General features: G+C 70.2%; 23 protein-coding genes. 16 read left to right on the top strand and 7 right to left on the bottom strand.

The genetic code is table 11. The annotated features are described in order from the left end of the window. The 4 genes from D7Y04_RS29625 to D7Y04_RS29610 are packed head-to-tail and all read left to right on the top strand — an operon-like array spanning position 1 to position 3,560. On the top strand, positions 1–627 hold the full coding sequence (locus D7Y04_RS29625) for a hypothetical protein (RefSeq protein WP_121761438.1): 627 nt from the start codon (positions 1–3) through the stop codon (positions 625–627). Between the two features lie 15 nt (positions 628–642). Then, positions 643–1,644: a biotin--[acetyl-CoA-carboxylase] ligase gene (locus D7Y04_RS29620; protein WP_121761437.1), complete on the top strand. Its 1,002-nt coding sequence runs from the start codon at positions 643–645 to the stop codon at positions 1,642–1,644. A gap of 12 nt (positions 1,645–1,656) precedes the next feature. After that, positions 1,657–2,427, top strand: coding sequence for a type III pantothenate kinase (locus D7Y04_RS29615; protein ID WP_120600356.1), 771 nt, complete (start codon positions 1,657–1,659; stop codon positions 2,425–2,427). Continuing rightward, positions 2,424–3,560 (top strand): hypothetical protein, encoded by a 1,137-nt coding sequence (locus tag D7Y04_RS29610; protein ID WP_121761436.1) that lies wholly within the window; start codon positions 2,424–2,426, stop codon positions 3,558–3,560. Before D7Y04_RS29615 ends, D7Y04_RS29610 begins: the two co-directional genes overlap by 4 nt. 76 nt (positions 3,561–3,636) lie before the next feature. On the opposite strand, the gene D7Y04_RS29605 is transcribed toward D7Y04_RS29610, so the two are convergent. The 4 genes from D7Y04_RS29605 to ald all read right to left on the bottom strand — a co-directional run bounded on the left by D7Y04_RS29605 (position 3,637) and on the right by ald (position 8,549). After that, positions 3,637–5,427, bottom strand: a complete 1,791-nt coding sequence (locus tag D7Y04_RS29605) for a response regulator (RefSeq protein WP_121761435.1) — start codon at positions 5,425–5,427, stop codon at positions 3,637–3,639. A 188-nt stretch (positions 5,428–5,615) separates the two neighbouring features. Next, a complete protein-coding gene (locus tag D7Y04_RS29600; RefSeq protein ID WP_121761434.1) occupies positions 5,616–6,467 on the bottom strand; it encodes an anti-sigma factor in 852 nt (283 codons plus the stop codon). Between the two features lie 50 nt (positions 6,468–6,517). Beyond that, positions 6,518–7,162: a sigma-70 family RNA polymerase sigma factor gene (locus tag D7Y04_RS29595; RefSeq protein ID WP_121761537.1), complete on the bottom strand. Its 645-nt coding sequence runs from the start codon at positions 7,160–7,162 to the stop codon at positions 6,518–6,520. Positions 7,163–7,421: 259 nt separating this feature from the next. Continuing rightward, positions 7,422–8,549 carry an alanine dehydrogenase gene (gene ald, locus D7Y04_RS29590; protein ID WP_120599621.1) on the bottom strand — a complete coding sequence of 376 codons (1,128 nt, stop codon included), beginning with the start codon at positions 8,547–8,549 and terminating at the stop codon, positions 7,422–7,424. 181 nt (positions 8,550–8,730) lie between these two features. Between ald and D7Y04_RS29585 the strand changes: the two genes are divergently transcribed. Next, positions 8,731–10,029 (top strand): radical SAM protein, encoded by a 1,299-nt coding sequence (locus D7Y04_RS29585; protein ID WP_120599620.1) that lies wholly within the window; start codon positions 8,731–8,733, stop codon positions 10,027–10,029. A 44-nt stretch (positions 10,030–10,073) separates the two neighbouring features. Continuing rightward, a complete protein-coding gene (locus D7Y04_RS29580) occupies positions 10,074–10,775 on the top strand; it encodes a hypothetical protein (protein ID WP_121761433.1) in 702 nt (233 codons plus the stop codon). Positions 10,776–10,787: 12 nt separating this feature from the next. On the opposite strand, the gene D7Y04_RS29575 is transcribed toward D7Y04_RS29580, so the two are convergent. After that, positions 10,788–11,648 (bottom strand): response regulator, encoded by an 861-nt coding sequence (locus D7Y04_RS29575; RefSeq protein ID WP_121761432.1) that lies wholly within the window; start codon positions 11,646–11,648, stop codon positions 10,788–10,790. A 174-nt stretch (positions 11,649–11,822) separates the two neighbouring features. On the opposite strand from D7Y04_RS29575, the gene D7Y04_RS29570 reads away from it, so the two are divergent. The 6 genes from D7Y04_RS29570 (at position 11,823) to D7Y04_RS29545 (ending at position 19,151) form a co-directional block, all read left to right on the top strand. Then, positions 11,823–12,311, top strand: a complete 489-nt coding sequence (locus tag D7Y04_RS29570; protein ID WP_120594976.1) for a chemotaxis protein CheW — start codon at positions 11,823–11,825, stop codon at positions 12,309–12,311. Next, entirely contained in the window at positions 12,308–12,712 is a 405-nt protein-coding gene (locus D7Y04_RS29565; RefSeq protein WP_120594975.1) for a Frizzy aggregation protein FrzB, read from the top strand. The genes D7Y04_RS29570 and D7Y04_RS29565 overlap by 4 nt, the downstream gene beginning before the upstream one ends. A gap of 5 nt (positions 12,713–12,717) precedes the next feature. Further along, a complete protein-coding gene (locus tag D7Y04_RS29560) occupies positions 12,718–13,977 on the top strand; it encodes a methyl-accepting chemotaxis protein (protein ID WP_120594974.1) in 1,260 nt (419 codons plus the stop codon). A 65-nt stretch (positions 13,978–14,042) separates the two neighbouring features. Beyond that, a complete protein-coding gene (locus D7Y04_RS29555; protein ID WP_120594973.1) occupies positions 14,043–16,349 on the top strand; it encodes a hybrid sensor histidine kinase/response regulator in 2,307 nt (768 codons plus the stop codon). Positions 16,350–16,386: 37 nt separating this feature from the next. Then, positions 16,387–17,388 (top strand): chemotaxis protein CheB, encoded by a 1,002-nt coding sequence (locus D7Y04_RS29550; protein WP_120575537.1) that lies wholly within the window; start codon positions 16,387–16,389, stop codon positions 17,386–17,388. Continuing rightward, positions 17,382–19,151 (top strand): CheR family methyltransferase, encoded by a 1,770-nt coding sequence (locus D7Y04_RS29545; RefSeq protein ID WP_120594979.1) that lies wholly within the window; start codon positions 17,382–17,384, stop codon positions 19,149–19,151. The genes D7Y04_RS29550 and D7Y04_RS29545 overlap by 7 nt, the downstream gene beginning before the upstream one ends. 33 nt (positions 19,152–19,184) lie before the next feature. Here D7Y04_RS29545 and D7Y04_RS29540 read toward each other — a convergent pair whose 3' ends face one another. Together D7Y04_RS29540 and D7Y04_RS29535 are read right to left on the bottom strand one after the other, a co-directional pair. Next, positions 19,185–19,508 (bottom strand): polyhydroxyalkanoic acid system family protein, encoded by a 324-nt coding sequence (locus D7Y04_RS29540; RefSeq protein WP_120594972.1) that lies wholly within the window; start codon positions 19,506–19,508, stop codon positions 19,185–19,187. Positions 19,509–19,612: 104 nt separating this feature from the next. Further along, a complete protein-coding gene (locus tag D7Y04_RS29535; protein ID WP_121761431.1) occupies positions 19,613–21,082 on the bottom strand; it encodes a deoxyribodipyrimidine photo-lyase in 1,470 nt (489 codons plus the stop codon). A gap of 95 nt (positions 21,083–21,177) precedes the next feature. Between D7Y04_RS29535 and D7Y04_RS29530 the strand changes: the two genes are divergently transcribed. From D7Y04_RS29530 to D7Y04_RS29515, 4 genes are all read left to right on the top strand, one after another. After that, positions 21,178–22,452, top strand: coding sequence for a hypothetical protein (locus D7Y04_RS29530; protein ID WP_171807210.1), 1,275 nt, complete (start codon positions 21,178–21,180; stop codon positions 22,450–22,452). A gap of 67 nt (positions 22,453–22,519) precedes the next feature. After that, positions 22,520–23,665: a DUF1015 family protein gene (locus tag D7Y04_RS29525; RefSeq protein WP_120594969.1), complete on the top strand. Its 1,146-nt coding sequence runs from the start codon at positions 22,520–22,522 to the stop codon at positions 23,663–23,665. 11 nt (positions 23,666–23,676) lie between these two features. Further along, entirely contained in the window at positions 23,677–23,835 is a 159-nt protein-coding gene (locus D7Y04_RS44605; protein WP_158627607.1) for a hypothetical protein, read from the top strand. Between the two features lie 105 nt (positions 23,836–23,940). After that, positions 23,941–24,927, top strand: a complete 987-nt coding sequence (locus D7Y04_RS29515) for a DUF6268 family outer membrane beta-barrel protein (protein ID WP_120594967.1) — start codon at positions 23,941–23,943, stop codon at positions 24,925–24,927. Positions 24,928–24,939 lie beyond the last annotated feature (12 nt).

The following is a 24,939-nucleotide window of genomic DNA, read 5'->3' as shown; positions in this document are numbered from 1 at the left end:
ATGATGAAGCAATCGCTGTCGATGGTGGGGGGCCTGACCCTCCTGGCCTCCACGCTCGTCGGTTCCGGCTGTGCGAAGCGCGTCGAGTCGGACACGCGCCCCTCGCCCGAGTCCATCGGCCAGTTCTACCCGCTGGCCGTGGGCAACGCATGGACGTACCGGATTGACGGGCGCGACGACAAACCCGTCACGGTGGAGATCGTCAAGGAGCAGGACGGCTACTTCGTGGACAACCAGGGCGGCCAGCTCACGGTGGACGCCTTCGGCCTGCGCGACCCCAAGCGCTACCTGCTGCGCGGCCCGCTGGAGGCCGGGCGCGGCTGGAACAACGTCGTGTCCGTGTCCTCCACGGAGCGCTACCAGCTGGTGCAGGTGGGCTTCGCCTGCAAGGTGCCCGCGGGTTCGTTCTCCAACTGCGTCAGCGTGGAGGGCCGCAACAAGGTGGATGGCCAGACGACGCTCGTGAACACGATGACCTTCGCCGCGGGCGTGGGCCTGGTCCGCGTGGACGTGGCCACGGAGCACGAGGGCAAGCGCGTGCCGCAGACGGAGCTGGAGCTCATCTCCTACAAGGCGGATGGCGCCAGCAGCCCCCCGGCCACCCCCGCCGCGCCCGCCCCGAACTGAAGCGGCCCGCCTCCCGTGGAGACGACGAACGAGCTCACGCAGGACGCGCGCATCCTCAACTTCCTCGCGGAAGGCGGGGAGGGCTTCATCTCTGGTGAGGCGCTGTCCAATCGGCTGGGCCTGTCGCGCACGGCGGTGTGGAAGCACGTGGAGGCCCTGCGGCTGAAGGGCTACCGCATCGAAGCAGTGCCCGCGAAGGGCTACCGGCTGGTGGGCCGGCCGGACCGGCTCTTCGCGCTGGAGCTCCACCCGCTGCTCGCCACGCGCGCGGTGGGCCGGGTGCTGCACCACCACGACACCATCGGCTCCACCAACGCGGCGGCCTTCCGGCTGGCCCAGGACGGCGCCGCCCACGGCACGGTGGTGGTGGCCGAACAGCAGACGGCGGGGAAGGGGCGCCGGGGCCGCGCCTGGGTGTCGCCGCCGAACCTGAACCTGTACTTCTCCGCCATCCTGCGCCCGGAGCTTCCCCCGCAGCGCGCACCGGAGCTCACGCTGGTGGCCGCCGTGGCCCTGGCGGAGACGCTGCGCGACGCGGGCGTGGACGCTGCCATCAAGTGGCCCAATGACGTGCAGATCGCCGGCAAGAAGGTGGCCGGCATCCTCACGGAGCTGTCCGCCGAACCCGAGCGGGTGCACTTCGTCATCGTGGGCGTGGGGGTGAACCTCAACTCCGGCGAGGAGCACTTCCCGGACGAGTTGCGCGCCACGGCCACGTCGCTCGCACTGTCGCTGGGGCGGCCCGCGGCCCGCGCGCCCTTCGCCGCGGCCCTGTGGAACCGGCTGGAGACCTGGCTGGACACGTACCTGGCCACCGGCTTCGACGCGGTGCGCACCCGTTGGAAGGCGCTCTCCAGCACCCTGGGTGTCCCGGTCCGGGTGCGGACGGACCGGGGGGACTGGGAGGGGTTCGCGGAGGACATCGACCCCACGGGCGCCCTGATGGTGCGCATGGCGGACGGCCGCGTGGAGCGCGTGCTGGCGGGGGACGTGGAGCAGCTGCGCCCCCAGCGCTAGAGTGCGCCCCTGATGCTCCTGGCCATCGACGTCGGCAACACCAACACCGTCCTGGGCGTTTACGAGGGCCGGCGGCTCCTGGACCACTGGCGCCTGGAGACGAGCGCGCGCCGGAGCGCGGACGAATACGGCATCCAGGTGCGCCAGCTCTTCGCGTGGAGCGGCGTCGACGCGAACCAGGTGAAGGCCGTGGCGGTGTCCAGCGTGGTGCCGCCGCTCCAGTTCATCCTGGAGAAGATGAGCGAGCGCTACTTCAAGACGCGCCCCATGTTCGTGGGCCCGGGCGTGAAGACGGGCATGCCCATCCTCTACGACAACCCGCGCGAAGTGGGCGCGGACCGCATCGTCAACGCGGTGGCCGCCTACGAGAAGCACCACCGCGGCCTCATCGTGGTGGACTTCGGCACCGCGACGACGCTGGACGCGGTGACACCCAAGGGCGAGTACCTGGGCGGCGCCATCTGCCCCGGCATCAACATCTCCATGGAGGCCCTGTTCCAGAACGCCTCCAAGCTCCCCCGCGTCGAGTTCGCCCGGCCGCCCCACGTGGTGGGCCGCAACACCGTGCACTCCATGCAGTCCGGCCTGGTCCACGGCTACGTGAGCATGGTGGACGGCATGTGCGCGCGCATGGAGGCGGAGATGGGCTTCTCCGCGAAAGTGGTGGCCACCGGGGGCCTGGCCCCGCTGGTGGCCAGTGAATCGAAGGCCATCCAGGAGGTGGATGAGTTCCTCACCCTGGAGGGGCTGCGCATCATCTACGGAAGGAATCACGCGTCATGAGCACCGCCGACCCCAGCATTCCGGCCCCGCCCCCGGGCTGCCCCTTCAACGCGGAGTTCCTGCCGCCCAACCTGCGCAAGCACGTGGACCCCAACGCCCCCGTGCCCCTGCGGATGATGGCGGCCAAGTCCCTGGTGCCGCTCAATCCGGCGGACATGCTGGGCGCCCTCTACATGCTCACGTTCGACCCGGACGCGGGCGTGCGCGAGACGGCCGCCAAGACGTCCTCGGGCCTGCCGGACCGCATCCTCGGATCCGCGCTGCGCGACGAGGGCGTGCAGCCGCCCGTGCTGGGCTACTTCCTGGGCCTGCTCAAGGACAAGGAAGCCTACGCGGAGATGCTCGTCCTCAACTCGGAGACGCCGGACGACGCCGTGGCCAGCGTGGCCGGCACGTGCAGCCCGAAGGTGGCGGAGATCATCTCCCAGAACCAGCTGCGCCTGCTGCGCAACGAGGGCATCATCCGCGGCCTGTGCGCCAACCCCGGCGCCCCGGTGTCGCTGGTGGACAGCGTCTGCGACTTCGCGGTCCGCAGCGGCCTGGTGCTGGCGGACGTGCCCGCGATGCAGGCCGCGCGCGTGCGCATCTACGGCCCGCAGGCCGCCGCCGCGCCGCCGGATCCGGGCCCCACCGCGGAGGAGGTGCTCCAGGAGCTGGGCACGGAGGCGCAGTCCGAGGACGCCGCTCCCATGGAGGAGGGCAAGCGCATGACGCTTGCCCAGCGCATCATGAAGATGTCCATCGCGGAGAAGATCAAGCTGGGCACGCTGGGCAACAAGGAAGCCCGCTCCGCGCTCATCCGCGACACCAACAAGCTCGTCTGCGTGGCCGTCATCCGCAGCCCCCGCATCACCGATGGCGAGGTGCTCGCGTGCGCCGCGAACCGCGCCGTCAACGACGACGTGCTGCGCGTCATCTACAACAACCGCGAGTGGACGAAGATGCAGAAGGTGAAGCTCGCGCTGGTGAAGAACCCCAAGGTGCCGCTCACCGTCACCATGAAGTTCCTCAACACGCTGCGCGACGCGGAGCTGAAGGACCTGGCCCGCGACAAGAACGTGCCCGCCGCGGTGCAGTCCTTCGCCAAGAAGCTGCACGAGAAGAAGACGGCCCCGAAGCAACCCGGCAAGTAACCGGGGCCTGGAGCGGGGGAGGGCGGCACACCAGCCCGCGCCTTCCCCCGGCTTCGTCAGGCGGTACCGCGATGCTTCAGGCCGCGGCTTCCTCGTCGGCGTCGTCGCCCACGGCGGTGCCCGGCTCGTCCAGCAGCTGCTGCGCGATGGCCAGCGCCTTCTTCGTCTTCTCGCGCAGCTTCTCGTCGCCCTTGATGCGCGCGTAGAGCTTCGTCACGCGCTCCTCGTTGCGCACCGCCGCCTGCTCCAGCTCGGTGATGCGCGCGCGCAGGCCGTCCGCCTCCGCGGCCGCCTGGGCGCTCTGGTTGGACAGGTCCGACTGGGACTGCTCCAGCTGGCCGCGCAGGGCCTCCAGCTCGCCGCGCAGGCCTTCCAGCTCGCCCTGTGCCGCCTCCACCTGCGAGCGCAGCCCTTCGGACTCGTCGCGCGCCGCCTGGATGTCCGTGTCCTGCTGGGCCACCTGGGCGCGCAGGCTGTCCGCCTCGGCCGCCATCTCCTGGGCCTGGGCCTGGTGCTGATCCAGCTCCGCCTGGAGCGTGCCCAGCTTCGCGGTGGCGCCGCGCGCCTCCTCCTTCGCGGTGGCCAGCTGCTGATCCACGCGCTTGCGCTCAGTGGTGAGCTGCTCGGTGCGCGTGGTGAGCGTCTTGATCTGCGCGTCGCGGCGGTTCAGCTCCTCGTCGGAGGTGGAGGCCTTCTGCTCCAGCTCCAGGTGCTGATCCTTCAGCTCGATGATCTCCTGGTCCTTCTGGTTCAGCTCCGACTTGAGCCGCAGGATCTCCTTGTCGCGCTTGTTGACGGTGTCACGCAGCGCGAAGGTGTCCTTGTCGCTCTTGCCGGAGGTGGAGCGGGACGCCTCCAGCTCCGTGGCCTTCGCCTGGAGCTCGGACTCCAGGGACTGCACGCGGTCCTCGACCTGCGTCGTCTCCGCGCGCGAGTCCTCCAGCGCGCTCTGCAGCTCCGCCACCTTCGCGCGCAGGTTGCGCATTTCCGCCAGATCCGCGGCGGACGGGCCCGGGGCGGCGGCCGGCGTCACCGGAGCGGCGACGGCGGGGCGGGCAGCGGCGGGCGGCGGCACCGCGCGCAGCGGCGTGGGGGCGGCGCGCGCGGGCGGCGGGGTGGGGGCGGCGACGGGCTCCGGATCCACCGGCGGCATGAAGCCGACGACGGTCTTCTCCTCCGGCTCGTCCAGGCTGCCCAGCATGTCCAGCGAGTCGTCGTTGTCCGGGCCCAGCGAGTCGAGCGCGGAGATCTCCTCCAGGCCGGACGGGGACTCCATCTCCTCCGGCGGCGCGACGACGGGCTCCTCGTCCGTGCCCGTCACGGGCTCGGACATGTCGCTGAAGGCGTCGTCGAGCATGTCCAGGTCTTCCCCGGCCACCGCAGGCTCCTCGCCCGTGTCGACGGCGATCTCCTCCGAGCCGAAGTCCGTCGCGGGCTCTTCGCCCAGCGAGTCCAGCGTGAGGCTCTCGTCCACCACCTCGTCGCTCGCGGGCAGCTCCGGGAAGCCGATGACGCCGCCCACGCGGTCGATGAGGACGTCCGTGTCCACCGGCTTCGCCACGTACTCGTCCGCGCGCGCCTTCAGCTTGCTGTGCGCCGCGAAGCCGTCCGGGCTGCCGATGATGACGATGGGCACCGTCTTCAGCTCGTCGTCCTTCTTCAGCTTGCCGCAGATGAGGTAGCCGTTCTGTCCCGCGGACAGGTCCACCGCCAGCACCACGAGGTCCGGACGCTCACGGCGGATCAGCTCCACGCTGCCCTTGCCGTCGCCCGTCGTCTGCGCGGAGAAGCCTCGCGACTCCATGGCCTGCTGCAGGGTGGTGGCGAGGGTGGCGTCGCTTTCGACGATCAGGATTCGCTTGGACATGAAGGGACGGCCATCCTGGGGGTGCGGCGCGCGGTGTGTCACCGCGTCAGACAGCAGCGGCGGCGCGCGAGAGTAAAGACGTGGTCGAGGCTATCGGCCATGCATGGGACCGTCAATCTTCACACCGGGCGCAACGCCCGGTATTCAGTTGAGCAGCCGACCACCCGAGCCCCCGGTTTCCGAGGGCTTCAGGGCTGTAGCGAGACGGGCTGCACGCTCACCGCGGGCTTCACCTGCGCGGGGCGCACGAGCCCGTTCGAGCGGTGCTCCTGATCCCGCAGCATCTGCAGGATGGCGGCGTCGTCCAGATCCGTCACCAGCTCGTAGGTGACGTCCTGATCACGCCACGTCACCACGTTGTACGCCTGGCTCGAGTCCACGGCGACGTTCTCCACCGTGGGGCCCTCGTCCTTGATCACCCGCTGACCCGTGGCCGGGTACACGAACACGCCGATGTTGCGCTTGGGCTCGTTGGTGAGGCGGGGCTGCGTCTCGTAGCTGACGTAGACGACTTCCTGGCCGTTGAGCGTGGAGAAGCGCGCGCCCACGGGCCGCGCCTGCTGCAGGCGGGGCAGGGTGATGCGGTGCTCCACCTTGTCGTTGAACCACGCTTCGATCTGCTCCGGCGTGCCCGCGACGAACTCCAGGGGCCGCTGGCGCGTGTGGCGCTGCACGGCCTCCAGGATGGTGGCCTTCTGCGCCTTGCCGGACTGGTACATCATCCAGCCACCGCTCACCGTCACCACCACCAGGGCCATGGCCCCGGCGCGCAGCCACTGGCCCACCTGCGCACGGCGGTGCTCGCGGTGCAGGCCGGACTGGATGCCCGCGCGCAGTGAGGCCGGCGCGCGCGTGCCCTGCGAGGAGATGGAGTGCTTCGCCGCGCGGCGAAGCGTCTGACGAAGTTGCATCTCCTCGTCCACCCGCGCGACACACGCGGAGCAGCCTTCGAGATGCGACTCCACGTCGTGGCGTTCCTCGGGCTGGAATTCGCCGTCGAGGTACGGGTACAGCAACCGCTCGAGTTCCTGGCAGGTCATGGGCGCTCGATGAGGTGGGCGGAGGGAAGCAACGCCCCTCCAACCTCTTTCTAGCCTGCCTTCTTCCGGCGCCTGAACTCTTCCAGATCCGCCGGGGCCGCCTGAACCGGCTCCCCGTCGTGCCGGAATACGCCCTGGCCTTCCGCGTACTCGCGCAGCGTCTTCTGCAGCAGCTTGCGGCCACGGAAGAGGCGGCTCATCACGGTGCCCACGGGGCACTCCAGGATCTCCGCGATCTCCTTGTAGGAGAACTCCTGGAGGTCCGCGAGGATGACCACCAGCCGGAAGTCGATGGGCAGCGAGTCGATGGAGCGCAGCACGTCGTCCGACAGGAGCCGGTCGAAGAAGTACTGCTCCGGGTTGGCCGCGAAGTCCGTCGCGTCCCGGCTCACGAAGCGCTCATGCACCGCCTCGCGCTCCACGCCCTCCACCACCGTCCGCTCCTTCACCTTGCGGCGGTAGCGGTTGATGAAGGTGTTCGTGAGGATCTTGAAGAGCCAGGCCTTGATGTTGGTCCCGCGCTCGAACTTGTCGAAGAAGCGGTAGGCCCGCATGCAGGTGTCCTGCACCAGGTCCTCGGCGTCACGCTCGTTCTTGGTCAACCGGAGCGCCGCTGAATACAGCGGGTCCAGGTGTGCCAGCGCCAGCTCTTCGAATTCCTGCTTCGTCCGGTTGGGTTGCCTGAAGTCCAGCATCATGCTCCCGCCTTCCAGGGGCCCGAAATGATTGGGGAATGCGTCGCCTGCCTAACGGTCAATCTATGCACCGGAACAGACGGGTCAACAACGCTTTCCCCTGCCGCGCCGCCCGCATGCCCGCTTCTGGAGTGCGGAGACGTCCGGCGGGATCATTTATTCCACAGGGTGGGAACTGAACGGGACACCCGTCCAACCGTCCCCTCCAGGCAACCGGCCAGCACATGGCTGGCCGGTTGTGGAGCAGGCAGCCGCTACGTCACTTCTTGCCGCCGAGTGCGTCCATCAGGGGCACGTAGTCGTACCCCATGTCCTTGGCGACGGCCTCGTAGGTGATGTGGCCGTTGTAGGTGTTGATGGCGCGCTGGAGGGCGCGGTCGGACTTGATGGCCTCCACCAGACCCAGGTCCGCGATCTTCCGCGAGTAGGGGCGGGTGGTGTTGGTGAGCGCGAAGGTGGACGTCTGGGGCACCGCGCCGGGCATGTTCGCCACGCAGTAGTGGACGACGTCGCTCACGGTGAAGGTGGGGTTGTCGTGCGTGGTGGGCTTGCAGGTCTCGATGCAGCCGCCCTGGTCCACCGCGACGTCGACGACGACGGAGCCGGGCTCCATCTCGCCGATGAGCTCACGCGACACCAGCTTCGGGGCCTTGCCGCCGGGGATGAGCACGCCGCCGATGACGAGGTCCGACTCGCGCACGGTACGCGCGATGGACTCCGTGTCCGACGCCAGCGTCTGCGCGCGGCCGAGGAACACGTCGTCCAGGTAGGTGAGGCGCTCCAGGTTCACGTCCAGGATGGTCACTTCCGCGCCCATGCCGACGGCGACCTTGGCGGCGCACAGGCCCACCACGCCACCGCCGATGACGGCCACGCGACCGCGACGCACGCCGGGCACGCCGCCCAGCAGGATGCCCTTGCCACCGTGGGCCTTCTCCAGGCACGCGGCGCCCACCTGGATGGCCATCTTGCCGGCCACTTCGGACATGGGCTTGAGCAGCGGGAGGCTGCCGTCGTCCAGCTGGAGCGTCTCGTAGGCGACCGCCGTGACCTTCTTCTTGATGAGGGTCTTGGTGAGCTCCGGATCCACGCCGGCCAGGTGGAAGTACGTGTAGACGATCTGCCCGGGCTGCATGCGCTCGTACTCCGGCGCGATGGGCTCCTTCACCTTCACGATCATCTCCGCGCGCTTCCACACCTCATCCGCGGTGGTGATGATCTGCGCGCCGACGCGCTGGTACTCCGAATCCGGGATGCCGGAGCCGACGCCAGCGTTCGTCTCGACCAGCACCGTGTGCCCCGCGATGGTGAGCGCGCGCACGCCCGCAGGCACCATGCCAACACGGTACTCGCGGGTTTTGATCTCCTTGGGGACTCCGACGATCACGACTGCCTCCGACGAATGGGGGACTGCCTGGAAAACGTGGCGGACCCATAGACCAGGGCATGAGCGCTTTCAAGGCGCGCACGGGCGAGGAAAGGGGCCACGCGTGATGGGCCTCATTCATCCATCCATATGACGCGAGGCGTTGGACGCAGGGCGGCCCACCCGTGTTAGTTAACAGCGCATGACGCACGCGCCGAAACTGCTCTTCGCGGACCCCAAGGGCCGGGTCATGGAGCATCCCTACCTCATCGCCACCCTGCGCAGCGGCGAGGAACTCGTGCCCCCGCAGGACAAGCCCATCGCCCTGCCTGCGACCGGGCGCCTGGTGCACCTGCCTGGCCGCCTGCCCGTGGGACTCAACCCGGACTCCGGTGAGCTGGAGCTGGTGCGCGAGATGAAGATGGGCGGAAAGACCTTCGTGCCCAACGCCGTGGGCGCGCTGCTGCCGCCGGGCTACACGCGCACGTTCCTGCCCGGTGAAGTGAAGGGCAGCGGGCCGGTGCTGCCGCAGTGGGCGTACACGGCGGCGGCGTGGGGCAAGGACGGGCCGCTCGCGTGGGCCATCCACACCGACCGGCGTTCGCACTGGGAGCCGGAGGCGTACTCCACGCCGGAGCTGAAGGGCCTGGTGACGGCGCACATGGAGCGCTTCCCGGACAGCCGCGTGCTCAAGCAGCTGAAGACGTGCGCGCTGCTGTACCGGTGCTTCACGTCGCAGAACATCTTCTACGCACGCGACGAGGGCGCCATCCCCGCGTCGGTGATGTGCAACGCGCGCTGCGTGGGCTGCATCTCGGATCAGCCCGCGGACGGCCCGCCGGCCTCGCACGAGCGCATGGATGACGGCCCCTCCGCGGAAGAGATGGCGGCCATCGGCCTGTACCACCTGGAGCACGCTCCGGGCCGCACCATGGTGAGCTTCGGCCAGGGCTGCGAAGGCGAGCCGCTCACGCGCTGGAAGTTCATCGCGGAGTCCATCCGCCTGATGCGCGCCAAGACGGACAAGGGCTCCATCAACATCAACACCAACGCCAGCCTCACGCACGGGCTCGAGGCCCTGCTGGACGCGGGGCTGGACGCCGTGCGCGTGTCGCTCAACTCCGCGTCAAAGGGGCTCTACGAGGCCTACTACAAGCCAGTGAAGTACGGCTGGGAGGACGTGGAGGCGTCCATCGCGCTGGCGCGCGAGCGGGGCGCGTACCTGGCGCTCAACCTGCTCCTGTTCCCCGGCGTCACCGACCGCGAGGGTGAAGTGCAGGCGCTGGAGAACCTGGTGCGCAAGTACCGCGTGGATCAGGTGCAGACGCGCTCGCTGTGCATTGATCCGCTCCAGTATCTGGAGGTCGCGCGCGGCGTGGGCGCGGGCGGCGAGGCGGTGGGCATCCGCACGCTGCTCCAGCGGCTGAAGGCGGCGCGGCCGGGGCTCGTCATCGGCAACTTCGCGCGCGGCCTGGACGAGCGGGAGAACGCCGCGGGCTGACCGGAGGTTTGACCGTCCGGGAGGGAAGGGCTACGCAGGGCGGCATGTCCGCTTCCTCCTTCCGTTCCGTGTTCCGCCTCGCCGTCTTCTGTCTCTCCTCCGGCGCCGTCCTCGGTGCGTGCAGCAAGGCGCCCGAGGAGCCGGAGTTCGACCACGGCCTGAAGAAGCCGCTCGTGCGCAAGCTGCGCGAGGAGCTGACGGAGACGCCGTGCGACAAGGCGAAGGCGCAGCAGCTGGCGCAGCTGCTGCTGGACACCGGCGACCTGAAGGGCCTCACCCGCGTGACGGACACGTTCGGTGAGAAGTGCGGCCCCAACATCGTCCTGCTCCAGCTGGCATACACGGCCAACGCGCGCGCCGGGGAGAAGGAGCTGGCGCTGAAGGCCGCCACCGCGCTGGTGACCGCGCAGCCGGACAACGCGAGCTATCGCGTGTGGCGCGGCCTCTCACTGGAGGCGCTGGGGCGGACCGAGGAGACCGCGGCGGAGCTGCAGAAGGCCTTTGACCTTCAGCCCGGCCAGCGCCCCATCCTCAACGCGCTGGTGAAGTCCTACGACGCGCTCGGCAAGTCCTGCGAGGCGCTGGCCGCCTACCAGCGCTTCGTGGAGAACGCGAAGCCCTCCGAGGCGAAGTCCGCGGAAGTGCAGGAGCAGTTGCAGGAGCGGGCCGCCAAGACGAGCTGCCCGGCCCAGGAGACCGCGGCGCCCGACGCGTCCGTGACGCCCGAGGCGGCGACGAAGCCCTGAAGCGCGCGGCGACTACTCGGCGCCAGGGGGCATCAGCTCCTTGGCGACGAGGTTGCCCATCACGGCATCCTTGGGGATGTAGCCGTCGGCGCCGGCCTCGCGGCAGATGCGCTGGAGCTCCTCGACGTTCTCGCCGGAGCACAGCAGCACCTTGATGCCCTTGAAGAGGCTGTTGCTCTTGATGAAGCGGCAGAACTGTTCGCCGTTCACGTTGGGCATGCGCACGTCCAGCAGCACCAGGTCCGGGCGCGTCTGCTTCTTCAGGATGATCTTCGTGGCCTTGTCCGCGGTGTCCGCGACGTGGACCTCGAAGCCCTTGGACACCAGGTCCGCTTCGATGATCCGCGCGGTCATCTCACTGTCGTCCACGATGAGGATGCGCGGCTTGCGCCCCCCGGCGGCCATCGGGGCCTTGGGGAGTCCGCCGGAACCCGTGGCGGGTGCGGCCGGAGCCGCCACCGGGGCAGGGGCAGCGACCGGGGCCGGGGCGGGGACAGGGATGTTCAGCGCAGGGGCGCCAATCATGCCCATGACGCCTCCCAGCACGCCCTCCAGGCCTCCGCTCTTGAGGATGTAGCCGTCAGCGCCGGAGTTCTTCACCTTCGCTTCCAGCTCCTGCTCCGAGATGTCCGAGTAGAGGACGAGCTTGGAGGTGACGCCCTTCACCGTGCGGAGGTACTCGACGACGTCGTCGCCGAACATCTCCGGCATGTTCACGTCCATGAGGATGAGCGCGAACGGGCCCTCGGTGAGCTTCTGGTTGAGCGTAGCCAGGTCCGGCGCGCCAATGGCCTCATAGCCGGCGGCCGTCAGGGCCCGGACGGTAAGCTCCAGAAGCATCGGGCTGTCGTCAATGACCAGTACGCGGGACATCGTCCTCCTCAAGGGCTGCCAGCGCACAACCCTACACCTTTGGGTCACGATGGACCATCGAAACGGAGAGCAGGCGGCCGGTCCATCACCGGACGATGGACCCTTGACCCTCTTTATCCTGGTCTCGGATACTTCGCTGCCTTGACCCCGAACTCCTCCCCCCTTCAACGCGCCTTGCGCAAGGCGCCAGACCGCACGGTGGCCGCCCAGGCCCGGCCGGAGCTGGAATTCTTCTGCTTCCGCGTGGGCGAGCTGCGCTTTGGCGTCCCGAGCGAGAACGTGCTCGAGGTGCTGCGCGCCGGGCTGCTCACGCCGCTGCCGCGCACGCCGTCCTTCATCCTGGGCGTCACCGGCCACCGAGGCCAGGTGCTTCCCGTGGTGGACATGCTGCGCTTCCTCAGCAAGGGCGAGGCGCGCATCGGTCCGCGCACCCGCATCTTCGTGGGCGTCAGCGGCAACTACGTCTCTGGCGTGGTGGCGGACGTCGTGCTCGGCCTGCGCCGCATCCCCGTGGCGGACATCCTGCCGCCGCCCCTGGGCGGTGATCAGGCCGCGGAGCACCTCTTGGGAGTGGTGCAGGGGGCGGGCCCGTCGGATGGCCTCAACCTGCTCAACTTCTCCAAGCTGCTCCAGACGGCCCGTCAGCGCGCGGTGGTGCGATGAGCGGCGACGTCCTGCTGGATGAGGAAGCCCCCGAGCAGGAACGGGCCGTGGGAGAGGTGGACGTCCTCTTCTTCCAGATTGGTGATTCGGAGTACGGCACGGACGCGTCGTCCGTGCTGCGCATCGACCGGGCGCTCCCGGACGACCTGACCGTGCGCGACCTGGGACTGCCCCACAAGGGGCACCGCGCGCTCGTGTTCGACACCCCCGAGGGCGAGGGCCACCTGAAGGTGGACGGCGTCAACGGGGTGCGCACCATCCCCGTCGCCGGGCTGCGCCGCATGCCGGCCGCCGCCGCGGCGGCTTCGTATGCGGTGGGCATCTGCCTGGATGAAGAGGCGGGTCGTCCCGTGTTGCTCATTGATTTGGCGGAAACCTTGAAGACGCAAGGAAGGCACTGACACACATGTCCCTGGAGAGCCCCAACGAGAAGCCCGCGAAGTCCCGCGGCGCGAGGAAGTCCCCGGGCGTGAAGGCCGGCGCGCAGTCCGTCATCGCCAACACGGTGGCGGATCCGCTCAAGCCCTTCACCGACACGCTGATGTCGGTGCTGGCCGGCAACCTGAACGCGCGCGTGCCTCAGGACCGCGTGCAGGCGGACGCCAGCGGCTTTGGCCACCTGCTCAACCAGGTGCTGGAGCAGTTCTCCTCCGCAGAGCACCGCAAGCAGGTGGCGGCCCAGGAGATCGATCAGGCGCTCGACTCGCTCATCATCCTGGTGCGTGAAGGCGACCTGTCGCGCTGGAACACGTCCACCGAAGACCCCCAGCTCGGGCCCCTGCTGGAGGGCTTCGGCAAGGTCATCGAGACGCTGCGCATCTTCGTGCGGGAGATCAACGAGGCCGCGCTGCGGCTGTCGTCCTCCGCCAACCAGGTGCTGGCGGCGTCCACGCAGCATGAGACGTCCTCCACCGAGCAGGCCGCGGCCATCCACGAGACGACCGCGACCATGGAGGAGCTGAAGCACGCCTCCGCGCAGATCGCGGAGAACGCGGGCAGCGTGGCGCGCGTGGCGGAGGAGACGCTGGGCGCGGCCCGCGCGGGCCGTGGCGCCATTGGCGAGTTCATCCAGGCCATGCAGCAGATCCGCAGCGACGGCGTCGCGGTGGCGGACTCCATCTCCAAGCTGTCCAAGCGCGTGGAGCGCATTGGCACGGTGGTGGAGGTGATTGACGAGATCGCGGACCGCTCCGACCTGCTGGCGCTCAACGCGGCGCTGGAAGGCAGCCGCGCGGGTGAGGCGGGCAAGGGCTTCTCCATCGTCGCGGCGGAGATGCGCCGACTGGCGGAGAACGTCCTGGAGTCCACCAAGGAGATCAAGAACCTGATCACCGAGATCCGCGAGGCCACGCAGGCCGCCGCGGGTGCCGCGGACGCGTCCAAGCACGCCACGGAGTCCGGCGAGAAGCTGGGCGCGGTGGCGGCGCAGGCCGTGGAAGGCATCCTCGCCGGCGTGCAGGAGACGAGCGACGCGGCCCGGGTCATCAACCTGGCGACCCAGCAGCAGCGCACGGCCACCGAGCAGGTGGTGGCGTCCATGGCGGAGATTGAAGACGTGACGCGCCAGACGACGCAGGCGTCGAAGCAGGCCACCGGGGCCGCCGCCGAGCTCACCCAGCTCGCAGCCCGGCTCGCCGAGCTCATCAAGCGTTTCAAGGCCGACTAGCAGGCGTTCTCCTGAGGGGAGAAATGGGTCGAGGGGCGTGCAGAGCGCCCTGAGGCCCGCGACCCATGGACACCGAGGCCCTCAAGAAGTCCCTCCTGAAGAAGTTCCAGGAGGTCACGGCCGACCGACTCCAGAAGATCCAACTGGGAGTCATCGACCTGGAGAAGGAGACCGCGGAGCAGGCCGCGGACGACGTCGCGCGCGAACTGCACACGATGAAAGGCGAGGCCCGCATGTTGGGCCTGGCCGCCATCGGGCAGCTCGCGCACGCCGCCGAGGACGTCCTGCGCGCCGAGCGCGAAGGCAAGACGGCCACCGAGACGGCCACGGACGTCATGCTCCGTGCCTGCGACGTGCTGTCGGACCTCCTGGAGGACCTGGACGCGGCCCACACCGGCTCGTCCGCCACCGAGGAGATGGTGAAGGCGTTGTCGGAGGTGTCCGGCCACCCCGTGCCCGCCCTGGGCCCGGTGCGCAGGCCCGCCGCCTCGCCGCCCAAGCCCGCGGTGCAGGTGCCGGTAGCGCCACCCGTCGCCGTGGTGCAGGCCCCCGTGCCTGCTCCGGCGCCCGCGCAGGCCGCGCCCCGTGTGGCGGAACCTGTCGCCGTGGCCGCCGCGCCCGCTCCGGCCGCGAAGGAGGAGGAGGCTCCGAACACCGCGAAGAGCAACTCCATCGCGGACCGCAGCATCCGCGTGAACGTGGAGGTGCTGGACTCGCTGGGCCTGCTCGCCGGCGACCTGCTGGTGGAGAGCGCGCGCGGCCGGCTTCGCAGCGGCGAGACGGCGCAGCTCTTCGAGCGCTTCAGCCGCCTGGGTGACCGCTTCCTGCGCATCTCCGAGGAGGTAGACGTCCCGGACACCGTCCGCACGGAGCTGGAGCGCGCGGAGGCGGACCTGCACATGCTGCGCGACGACGCGTTCCGCTTCGTGCGCCGCAACGGGGACGGCATCAACACGCTGCACGGCAACCTGGCCCAGCTGGCGGACCACGTGGCCGAGGCGCGCCTGGTGCCGCTGTCCACCGTGTTCGACGCGTTCCCTCGCGCGGTGCGCGACATCGCGAAGACGCAGAACAAGGAAGTGGACCTGGTCATCGAGAACGCCGACATCGGCGTGGACCGGTCCATGCTGGCCGACGTGCGCGACGCGCTGGTGCACCTGCTTCGCAACGCGGTGGACCACGGCCTGGAGTCCCCGGACTTCCGCCAGCAGATGGGCAAGCCCGACACGGGGCGCATCCGCATCCGCGTGCGCGTGGACGGCGACATGCTCCACATCGAGGTGGAGGACGACGGCCGGGGCATGGACACCGAGCGGCTCAAGCAGGTGGCCATCAACAAGCGCCTGCTGTCACCGGTGCAGGCCGCCGCGCTGTCGGAGCGCGAGGCCATCGAGCTCATCTTCCGCCCTGGCTTCTCCACGCGCGAACAGGTCAGTGAGCTGTCCGGCCGCGGCGTGGGCATGGACGTGGTGAAGCGCAAGGTGGAGACGCTGGGCGGGTCCGTGGGCGTGCAGAGCCGCCAGGGCCGCGGCACCACCATCACGCTGCGCCTGCCTCAGTCGCTGGCCCTCATGAAGGTGCTGCTGGTGCGCCTGGGCGACGACGTCTACGGCATGCCCGCCGCGGACGTGGTGGCCGTCATGCGCATCAAGCCGGATGACCGCATGGAGGTGTTCGGCACGCTGGCGGTGCGGCACCGGGGCAAGCCCACGGCGCTGGTGGCGCTGGGGCCGCTGTTGGGCCTCAACGGCGGCAACCGCTTCGACAAGCCCCCCGCGGTGGTGGTGCGCCACGGCGACGACTACGCCGCGCTGGTGGTGGACGGCTTCGTGGACGAGCGCGAGGTGGCGGTGAAGCCCTGTGGAGGAGAGTTCCTCAAGGGCGCGCCGTTCATCGCGGGCACGGCGGCGCTGGAGGACGGGCGCATCGCGGTGCTGCTGCACGTGCCGGACATCATGACGGAGGTGCGCCGCATGGCCCGCCCCGTCACCCAGGCGCCCGCCAGCCGCCGGCTGCGCGTGCTCCTGGTGGACGACTCGCCCATCGCGCGTGCGACGGAAGGCGCGCTCGTCAAGGCGCTGGGCCACTCCGTGGAGGAGGCCCAGGACGGCGAGGAGGCGTACGTGAAGGTGCAGACGAACACGTACGACCTCATCCTCACCGACGTGCAGATGCCGAAGTTGGACGGCTTCTCCCTCACGCGGCGGCTGAAGGGCACACCCGCCGTGGCGCGCATCCCGGTCATCATCCTGTCGTCGCTCGCGTCGCCGGAGGACAAGCGGCGCGGCCTGGATGCGGGCGCGGATGCGTACCTGGTGAAGGGCGAGCTGGGGGTGGAGATCCTGGCGCAGTCCATCGATAGGCTGACCTGAGGAGCCTCTCGTGGGCGGCGGCACGGCGGTGATGGGGCTGGCGTTCCGGGTACTCCTGGTGGGGCGGGGCCTGCGCGGGCTGGTGCGCGGGCTCTTCGAGGGCGAGTCCCTGGTCGCCGTGGGCCCGCCCGAGGCGGACTTCGTGGGCGCGGAAGCGGTGGTGCGCAGGCACTTCCCGGACGTGCTCCTGGTGGACCTGGTGTCGTCGGAGGCGCTGGGCGCCATTGAGCGCATCATGGCCCAGCGCCCCACGCCCATCCTGGCGCTGCACCCGGGCGTGCTCACCGGCCAGCAGGCGTTCCAGGCGCTGGCCATGGGCGCGCTGGACGTGATGGACCGGCCCATGACTCCGGGGCCGGACTTCTGGCACGCGGTGAACCGCAAGCTGGTGATGCTGGCGCAGGTGAAGGGCGTGCGCTCGCCGCCTTCCTCGCCCAAGGCCAAACAGCCGGTGCAGGAGGGGCCCACCGCGCCGTTCCCCCTGGTGGCGCTGGCTGCCTCGCTGGGCGGGCCGAAGGCCGTCGCCTCCGTGCTGCGGATGATTCCGCGGGGCTTCCCCGCGCCCATCGCCTACTGTCAACACATCAGCCAGGGCTTCACGGAAGGTCTGGCGCACTGGCTTTCCACGGAGACGGCGCTGCGCGTCGTCGAGGCGACGCATGACGCGTGGATGGAGCCGGGCACGGTGTACATCGCCCCTTCGGGAGGACATCTACTGGTGAAGCCGGACGGCCGTCTGGAACTGGATACAGGACCTGCCCTGCGGGGCTTCCGGCCCTCGTGTGACATGCTGCTCACTTCGGCCGGGGAGTCTTTCGGCCGGCGGTGCATTGGCGTCATCCTGACGGGCATGGGCCGCGACGGCGCCAGGGGGTTGAAGGAGATTCGCGAGCGGGGCGGGCGCACCATCGCGCAGGACGAGGCCACGTGCGTCGTCTACGGCATGCCTCGCGAGGCGGTGCTGCTGGGCGCGGCGCAGCAGGTGCTTCCGCTGGACGTCATCGCGCCGACGCTCGTGCAGTGGGTGGACGCGTGCTGAACGTGGGCAACAAGGTGCTCCAGCAGCTGGCCGCGCTCCTCCTGGAACGCGCGGGGCTGAAGATCACCCTGGATGGCTACCACAGCCTGCGGCTCGCCCTGTCCACGCGCATGCCCGTGCTGGGGCTGAGCGACCCGGAGAAGTACCTGCAGAAGCTGATGAGCGTGAGCGGCGAGGAGGAGCTGCGCGCGCTCTTGCCGCTGGTGACGGTGGGGCACACGGAGTTCTTCCGCGACGCGAAGCAGTTCCGCGCGCTGGAGCAGAGCGTGCTGCCGGAGCTGCTCGCGCGGGCCCGGCGCGAGATGCGCAAGGTGACCATCTGGTCCGCCGGCTGCGCCACGGGCGAGGAGCCCTACAGCCTGGCGCTGGTGATGGCGGAGCTGGGCGCGCTCGCGGTGGAGGTGGACCTGTGGGCCACCGACCTGAACCTGGCCGCGGTGGAGGCCGCGCGGCAGGGGCGCTTCACCACGCGTCGCGCGATGGCCATTGGACCGGAGCGGCTCAAGCGCTTCTTCCGGCCCGTGGAGGACGGCTACGAGGCGTCTCCCATCCTGCGCGAGTACATCCGCTTCGACGGTCAGAACCTGGCCGTGCCGGTGTTCGACAAGGTGGCGCCCGCGTCGTTGGACCTCATCCTCTGCCGCAACGTCATCATCTACTTCGACCTGCCCACCATCCGCGCGCTGATGGACCGCTTCCTCGCGGCGCTGCGTCCGGGCGGGCTGCTCTTCCTGGGGTACTCGGAGAGCCTGTTCAAGGTCTATGACCGCTTCGAGATGATCGAAGTGGACGGTGCGTTCGTGTACCGGCGCCCCTTGGGCGAGCGCCCCCGTCCGCCGCCGCCGCTGGCGCCCATGGCGTCGGAGCTCCGGCCGGGCAGCCCGGAGTCCTTCGCCGTGGAGCTGCGCCAGCGGATGCAGGCCGGCGCGGAGACCGCGGCCAGGCTGCGCACCGACGCGGCGAGTGCCAGGGGGCCGGACGCGCCCGTGCGCAGGCCCACCCTGGAGATGCCCGCAGTGGGCGCGCTGGCGGGGCGCCGCACCGGGGAGTTCCCCGCGGTCCGGCCAGAGCCGACACGCACCGGGGAGTTCCCCGCCATCAAGCTGGATCCGACCCGTCCCGGAGAGCCTCCGCGCCGGACCGCGACGACTGGTTCCTTCGCGGCGGTGCGCGTGGATCCGCCCGCGTCCCGGCCGCTGACGGAAGCGGTGCCCGCGCGCCCTAGCGGTTCGTGGCCGCAGCTGCTGCCGCCCGCCGAGCGCTTGAACATGGCCGTGCGCAAGATGGCGCAGGGCGACTTCCCTGGCGCCATCGACGGCGTGAAGCGCCTGCTGGTGGACGAGCCCTCCGACCTGGACGCGCTCCTGACGCTGGGCAACCTGTACTCGCTCACCGGCCGCATCGACGAGGCGCGCGAAACCTTCGGTCAGGCGCTCCAGCGCGAGCCGCTGTGCGTGGAGGCGCGCGTCTTCGGCGGGGTGGCGGCGATGCAGGCGGGGAGCCTGACCGAGGCTCGCTCCGAGCTGGCCAAGGCCCTGTTCCTGGAGCCCACGCTGGCCATTGGCCACTACCTGCTGGCCCAGGTGCAGGAGCGCACGCAGGACTTCGAGGCGGCCCGGCGCAGCTACCGCAACGCCGTTGCTCAGCTGAAGTATCCGCAGCGCCCGTTGGCGGGGCACTACCCGGAGATGCTCGACTCCGCGGAGGCCATCTCCCGCGCGGCCCGCTATGCGCTGGCCGCGCTGGAGGAGCAGCCGGGCTGAAAGCAGCACAGCCCGGCGCACGGCGGAACGACGTCAGTCCAGGTTGCCCTTCACCTGATCCAGGCTCTTGGACGGATCCAGCACCGCGCCGAACTTCTTCTGGATGTACGTCTTGGCCTGGCTGCGCAGCAGCATTCCGGGGTCGGTGCCCTCGCCGGAGATGGCCTTGTCCGTGATGACGAAGCTGGCGTCCAGGTTGATGCCCATCACCTTGCCGACGAGCTTCGCGCCCTCGTCGCCCTGCCAGTCGGACTTCACGCCGTACTTGGAGCCCCAGTACTGGAGGAGCTGCTCGACGCGCTTCTTGACCTCGTCCTTGGGAAGGTTGTGGGGGACCTCGAACTTCATCGTGCCCATGGCTGACTCCTGATTCATTCCGCGAAAGCGGGTGCGTCCGTCCGGTTTAGTGACCCCGGGCCGGAAAGTGAACCGCCGTCTTCAGGGGGATGTCCACCGGCGGCCTACCGGGCTGTCTTCCGGCGGGACTTCTTCACATTCGCGGGGGCCTCGGGCTGCTCGGCCGGGGTGCCCCAGCGCTCCAGGTACGGGTCCAGGTCGAACTTCTCCGCGGTGCGGAGCGAGCTCATGGGCCGGACCTTCCCAATCACCGCGCGCTCCTGGAAGGGCCGGTCGTGCAGCCCCAGGACCCACATGAAGTTGGAGACGCTCGCCGGGTCGCGTCCGTCCAGCGCGTAGGTGTCGTTGAGCCGCGCGATGCGGGCCAGCGCCTCCTCCGGCGTGGGGCTCCATTCGAGGATCTTCTTCCCCCAGAGCATGCGCAGGTAGTTGTGGATCCGCCCTCGCTCCCGCAGCTCGCGCTGGGCCGCGTTCCACAGTGCGTCCTGGGTTTGGCCCTGATCCAACTCTTCGAACGAGTAGAGGTGCGGACGCGGATCCTTCCGGTGGCGTGAGAGTGTTTCGCGCGCCCAGCCGGGCAGGGAGTCCGTGCTCAGCTGCTTCGGGCCGGGCGTGTGGAAGCAGTAGTTGAAGCCCAGCTCGCGGCGCACGAGCAGCTCCTCCACGAAGGACTGCACGGCGGGGTGGTCCTTGCCCTTCGCCGCGATGGCCGCGCGCGCTGCCTCGCCGGGGAAGAGGTTGCCCCAGTGGAAGTAGGGCGACAGGTTGGACTGCTGGCCCAGGCCTGGATCATTCCGGCCTGTGTCGTAGCCCTCCAGCCGCTCGTGGAGGAACGCATCCAGGGCCTTGAGGCCTGCCTTGCGTCCGCCGCGCTCGGAGACGGGCTTCACGGAATGATCCAACGCGAACGTGTCCAGCGCGGCGCGGGCCTTCACGGCGTCGGAGAGCTCGAAGTCCGGTTGGAGCTTCGCGCCCGACACGCGAGGCTTGCGCTTGGGCAGCGTGCGCTCCAGGTACTCCGGCCACAGCTTGCGCAGCTTGGGACGCAGCGCGTACGCGCCCACCTGGGCCGCGGGGATGCGCTGCATGGGCACCACGCAGGAGGCGTCCACGGCGATGAGCGGCACCCGCAGCGCCTTCGCCGCGCCGCGCAGGTGGCCCGGGATGATGTACGTGGGGAACAGGTCCGACACGACGGCCGCCGCGCGCCGGCCCAGGCTCGCGAGCCGCGGCTTGTGCTCCTTCTTCGTGCGCGGCAACTCCAGCCAGTACTGCAGGCCGCGCGCGACGCAGCCCTTCGCCATGTCCGCCATGCCCTCCAGGGCCCACGCGTGGAGCCGCTCCGATGCGTAGGGGTAGTCCGGGCGGATGGCCTGGTACACGACGACGGGCAGGCCCAGGTGGTTGCCCAGCGCGATGGCGGCGTCCAGCGCGTGGTTCTCCTCCCACCGATGGTTCACCATGCACCAGTAGAGGACGAAGTCGCGCTGACCAGGAGGGAAGGGGGCTTCGTTCACCGCCTGCACACGGGCGGAGTCGACGCCGAGTTCGGACCACGAGATGCCTTCGGGCATGGGCGCGCGAGAATCTTCGACACGCGGCGGAAAACCAACACGCGCGCACCGGTTGTGGTTTTCTGCCGGACGGCCGGACCCAAGGAGCGCCTCGCGTGTCACACCGTCGAACCTGGAACCTCCCTGTCACCGTCCTCGCGGTCGCGCTGATGTTGCCGGGCCTCGCACTCGCGCAGGCGGGTGGCACGGGCGTCTATCCGGCACCGCAGCCGCCGCCTCCGCCCGCGCCGGGCATGTACCCGGCGCCGTCCTCGCAGGCCGAGCCCCAGGCGGAAGAACCTCAGCCTGTGTCGCCCTCCGGCGACGCTGACGGGCAGATGCCTCCCGCGCGGCCGTCGAACATCGACGCGTATCCGCCGTCCGCGCAGACGAACCCGGATGACGTGCCTCCCCGCGCGAGCGACGCGCCGCTCGCGCCGCCGGATCCGGACCGCCTGCGCACCGAACCTCAGGCTCCGTTGACGGAAGGCACGCGGGAGATTCGCCCGGAGTCCATCCGCGACGAGACCGCGACGGCCGCCTCGCGGCTCCGCCCGCCGCCGGAGGACAACGGCGTGTTCCTGGACGGCCAGCGCCGCCGGGGGCCGTTCCTGTCCGGTCCCGGCAGCACGCGCTTCGTGCTGCACCACACGGCCCTGGGCGCGTTGGGCGGCTTCTTCACGCAGGCGTTCAACAAGGAGTTCAACTTCGACCGCAGCTCGCGCGAGTCCATGCTCGCGGGCACCCTCATCGGCGCGGGCCTGGGCTTCGGCGCTTCCTCGTGGTGGCAGTTCAACAACTGGGTGGACACGCCCATGGCGAACTTCACCATCCTCAACTCGGGGATCGGCGGCATGTTCCTCGCGGGCTTCATGGACCTCATCACCCAGGACGCGGGCGTGCTCACCTGGGCCGGGTTCCTGGGCGCGGAGCTGGGCGCGTGGCTGACGGCGGGCATCGGCGGCGGGCAGCTGCCGCTCTCGGACGGCCTGCTGGTGGCGTCCGGCGCGGGCTGGGCGGCGGCGTACAGCGCGCTGTTCCTCGCCATCGTGCACTTCTCCGGCACGGCCATCTCCGGCAAGACGTGGAAGGACCTGCTGCTCATCTCCCCGGGAGTGGGCGCGGGCGTGCTGGCCCTGGCGACCATGCGCTACAACCCCACGGCGTCGCAGATTCTGCGTGCGGACCTCTTCGGCGGCGGCGTGGGCGCGGCGGTGCTGCTCATCTCCGGCCTGGTACTGGGCGGCTTCAACCAGTCCACCCCCTACGTGCTGTCCTTCCTGGGTTCCGCGGGTGCGATCACAACCGTGAGCCTGCTGTGGGAAGAGAGCGTGGACCGGTCCTCCCTGCGCAGCGCCAAGGACCGGCCCTACAAGAACGTCTGGTGGTAGACGGCCAGGCGGACGGGCGAGCAGGCGTCATGGCACGCGGGGAAGGGCGGCATCACCTTTCCCCGGTATGGCGCGCGTCCTTCCGTTCTCGGCCCTCCTGACCTCGCTGGGCTCCTCGTTGGAGCCCGATGACGGTCCTCCTCGCGGCAACGCGGCTCCACTGCCCACGCATGTGCGGCCCCTGCTGGAGGCCGCGAACCCGAGCGCCGAGCTGCGCCGGCTGCGCGACTCGGGCGGGCTGTTGAAGGACGCGCGTCCCGCCCTCTACGTGGTGGAGCTGCACGGCCCCGCGGGCCGCTTCTCCGGTCCACCCGTGCGCTACCTGCTGTGCGCGCTGACTCCGGACGCGGTGCCGTCGCTGGAGCAGGACCCGTACCGGCCCCGCGCGTGGGAGGTGGAGCCCGCCGTCACCCTGGTGGCGGATGACCACGGCGCCCTCCGCGCCCTCCTGGCCGAAGCCGCCGAGCGCGGCATCTCCGTCTGGAAGGGGCAGTACGACGGCAGCCCGGTGTCGCTCCTGCGCATCGAACCGTCCCCGGTGTCCAAGCGCCTGCAGGCGGTGCTGGACGAGGCGCCCATGCGGCCGCTGGCGGCCCTGAGCGAGCAGGGCCAGACGCTGGCCGCGGTGGTGCCGCTGTCCGAGCCGGGCCTGGAGCTGTGCCCCATCCACCGTGCCCTGAAGGGCGTGGAGACGTTCCAGGAGGACACCTTCCTCACCCTGGTGGCCGCGTACGCGCGCGTGACGGAGCTGGACGCGCCTCTCACCACGCCGCAGGGACTCTCCGCCGCGCGCGAGCGGCTGGCCACGCTGGTGCCCGGACAGCACGCCGTGCTGCTGGTGCTGCCGGGAGGCCGGGGCCGCATCCTGCGCTTCCGTCAGGGGCTGGACCTGGCGCACCTGAAGGGCGCGCCTCGAAACCCCACGCTGCGCAGCCTGGACCTGGCGCTGCTCAACGCGTTGGTGCTGCGCACGGTGCTGGGCATCCAGGAGCCAGAGGCGTCCGGACATCCGCAGGTGTTCCCGGTGCACGGCCTGGGCGCGCTGGTGGCGGGTGTGGAGGCCGGCACGTTCCAGGCGGGCTTCGCGCTCAACCCTCCGCCGGTGTGGGAGGTGCGGGCGGTGATGGAGGCCCAGGCCACGTTGCCTCCGCGCACCCTGCGCGTGGAGCCGCGCGTGCCCGCGGGGTTGCTCTTCATGGATCCCGAAGCCTGACGGCCCCCTGTGTGCGTGCGCTGACCGGCACCGCGCAGGACTGGCCCCGGCGAGTGCTGCTCCACGCGGTGAAGGGTGGCCGGGCGGACCTCACCGTGCTGCCTCCGCTCGTCGTCCACGCGGACGAGGACGCGGCCTTCACGGACGAGGTGAATGCCATGGTGGGCTGACACACCCACACGCCTTTCGCTTCACCCCGGGTGCGGCGGGGCAGGGTAGACTCCCCGGCCTCGGGGCGGGGTCCGGCCGCTCCGTCTTTGCGAAGGCAGGGTGTGATGCGCGTGGACTTCCACCGCGCCGTGCAATGGCGACTCCGGGCCCGGATGGCCGCGGGCTTGAGCGGCTGGGTCGTGGCGCTGCTGCTGCTCATGGGCACCCGCGTGCTGGCGCAGACGCAGGCCGACCGGCTCTATCTGAGCTACGGCCTCTCCGGCGGCGGCGCGCTGGAAGCGGGAGGCGCCCGCATCAAGGAGCGGCGGACCCTGGAGCTGCGCGTGCCGCTGCCGCCGCTCGTCCTGGGGCGCACGTACCTGCTGCCGTCGGTGGGCTACGAGACGCGGTGGATGGGCGCGGACGTGCCCGCCGTGGGCGATGACGCGGTGGATCGGCAGTTCCACCGCATCCAACTGGGGCTCACGGTCGTCCGGCCCCTGGTGCCGCGCTGGTTGCTCGTCACGGGCGTGATGGCCAGCACCCGCACGGACTTCCAGTCCTCCTTCGACATGGCGCTGGACACGTCGTGGGTGGCGTTCGCGATGGCCAACTACCAGTTCGAGGACACGCCGGGGCTCGGGGTGACGTTCGGAGTGGTGGCGCTGTGGCCGTTCGACAAGCTGCCGGTGGTGCCCATGCTGAGCCTGACCTACAACCGGGGCCCGTACGTCCTGGAGGTGGGCCTGCCCCGGCTCACGCTGCTGCGCAAGCTGGGCGACACGGTGGAGCTGGGGCTGGTGGGCGCGCTGGACATGCAGGTGCTCCGCACCCGCTTCGACCCGGAGCTCCGGGCGCTGAACGCCAGCTACCTGCGCGAGACGCAGGTCCGCGTGGGCCCCACCGTGAACGTCCACCTGGGCCGCGACCTGTGGCTGAGCTCGTCGGTGGGCCTGTCGCTGATCAACGACTACGCGCTGCTGGACCGCCAGCGCGAAAGCCTGAACGTCCGCGGGCTGGACATGGGGCCCGCTCCGTATGGGCGCGTCGTCCTGGGCTGGCGGCCCGGACGGCCCCAGGCGAAGGCGAAGAGCCCGCGCCCGGCGCCCTGAGCACCGCGGAGC

This window comes from Corallococcus sp. AB038B, assembly GCF_003668955.1.
In the GTDB taxonomy this organism is placed as follows: domain Bacteria; phylum Myxococcota; class Myxococcia; order Myxococcales; family Myxococcaceae; genus Corallococcus; species Corallococcus exiguus.
The sequence above is the reverse complement of the archived record's forward strand: the minus strand, read 5'-3'. Positions and strand labels throughout refer to the sequence as shown.

What these genes read in the sequence shown, in the direction of transcription:
- D7Y04_RS29625 (WP_121761438.1), top strand. Translation starts at nt 1, where the DNA reads ATGATGAAGCAATCGCTGTCGATGGTGGGGGGCCTGACCCTCCTGGCC.
- D7Y04_RS29615 (WP_120600356.1), top strand. Translation starts at nt 1,657, where the DNA reads ATGCTCCTGGCCATCGACGTCGGCAACACCAACACCGTCCTGGGCGTT.
- D7Y04_RS29610 (WP_121761436.1), top strand. Translation starts at nt 2,424, where the DNA reads ATGAGCACCGCCGACCCCAGCATTCCGGCCCCGCCCCCGGGCTGCCCC.
- D7Y04_RS29605 (WP_121761435.1), bottom strand. Translation starts at nt 5,427, where the DNA reads ATGTCCAAGCGAATCCTGATCGTCGAAAGCGACGCCACCCTCGCCACC.
- D7Y04_RS29600 (WP_121761434.1), bottom strand. Translation starts at nt 6,467, where the DNA reads ATGACCTGCCAGGAACTCGAGCGGTTGCTGTACCCGTACCTCGACGGC.
- D7Y04_RS29595 (WP_121761537.1), bottom strand. Translation starts at nt 7,162, where the DNA reads ATGCTGGACTTCAGGCAACCCAACCGGACGAAGCAGGAATTCGAAGAG.
- D7Y04_RS29585 (WP_120599620.1), top strand. Translation starts at nt 8,731, where the DNA reads ATGACGCACGCGCCGAAACTGCTCTTCGCGGACCCCAAGGGCCGGGTC.
- D7Y04_RS29580 (WP_121761433.1), top strand. Translation starts at nt 10,074, where the DNA reads ATGTCCGCTTCCTCCTTCCGTTCCGTGTTCCGCCTCGCCGTCTTCTGT.
- D7Y04_RS29575 (WP_121761432.1), bottom strand. Translation starts at nt 11,648, where the DNA reads ATGTCCCGCGTACTGGTCATTGACGACAGCCCGATGCTTCTGGAGCTT.
- D7Y04_RS29565 (WP_120594975.1), top strand. Translation starts at nt 12,308, where the DNA reads ATGAGCGGCGACGTCCTGCTGGATGAGGAAGCCCCCGAGCAGGAACGG.
- D7Y04_RS29560 (WP_120594974.1), top strand. Translation starts at nt 12,718, where the DNA reads ATGTCCCTGGAGAGCCCCAACGAGAAGCCCGCGAAGTCCCGCGGCGCG.
- D7Y04_RS29555 (WP_120594973.1), top strand. Translation starts at nt 14,043, where the DNA reads ATGGACACCGAGGCCCTCAAGAAGTCCCTCCTGAAGAAGTTCCAGGAG.
- D7Y04_RS29540 (WP_120594972.1), bottom strand. Translation starts at nt 19,508, where the DNA reads ATGGGCACGATGAAGTTCGAGGTCCCCCACAACCTTCCCAAGGACGAG.
- D7Y04_RS29535 (WP_121761431.1), bottom strand. Translation starts at nt 21,082, where the DNA reads ATGCCCGAAGGCATCTCGTGGTCCGAACTCGGCGTCGACTCCGCCCGT.
- D7Y04_RS29525 (WP_120594969.1), top strand. Translation starts at nt 22,520, where the DNA reads ATGGCGCGCGTCCTTCCGTTCTCGGCCCTCCTGACCTCGCTGGGCTCC.
- D7Y04_RS29515 (WP_120594967.1), top strand. Translation starts at nt 23,941, where the DNA reads ATGCGCGTGGACTTCCACCGCGCCGTGCAATGGCGACTCCGGGCCCGG.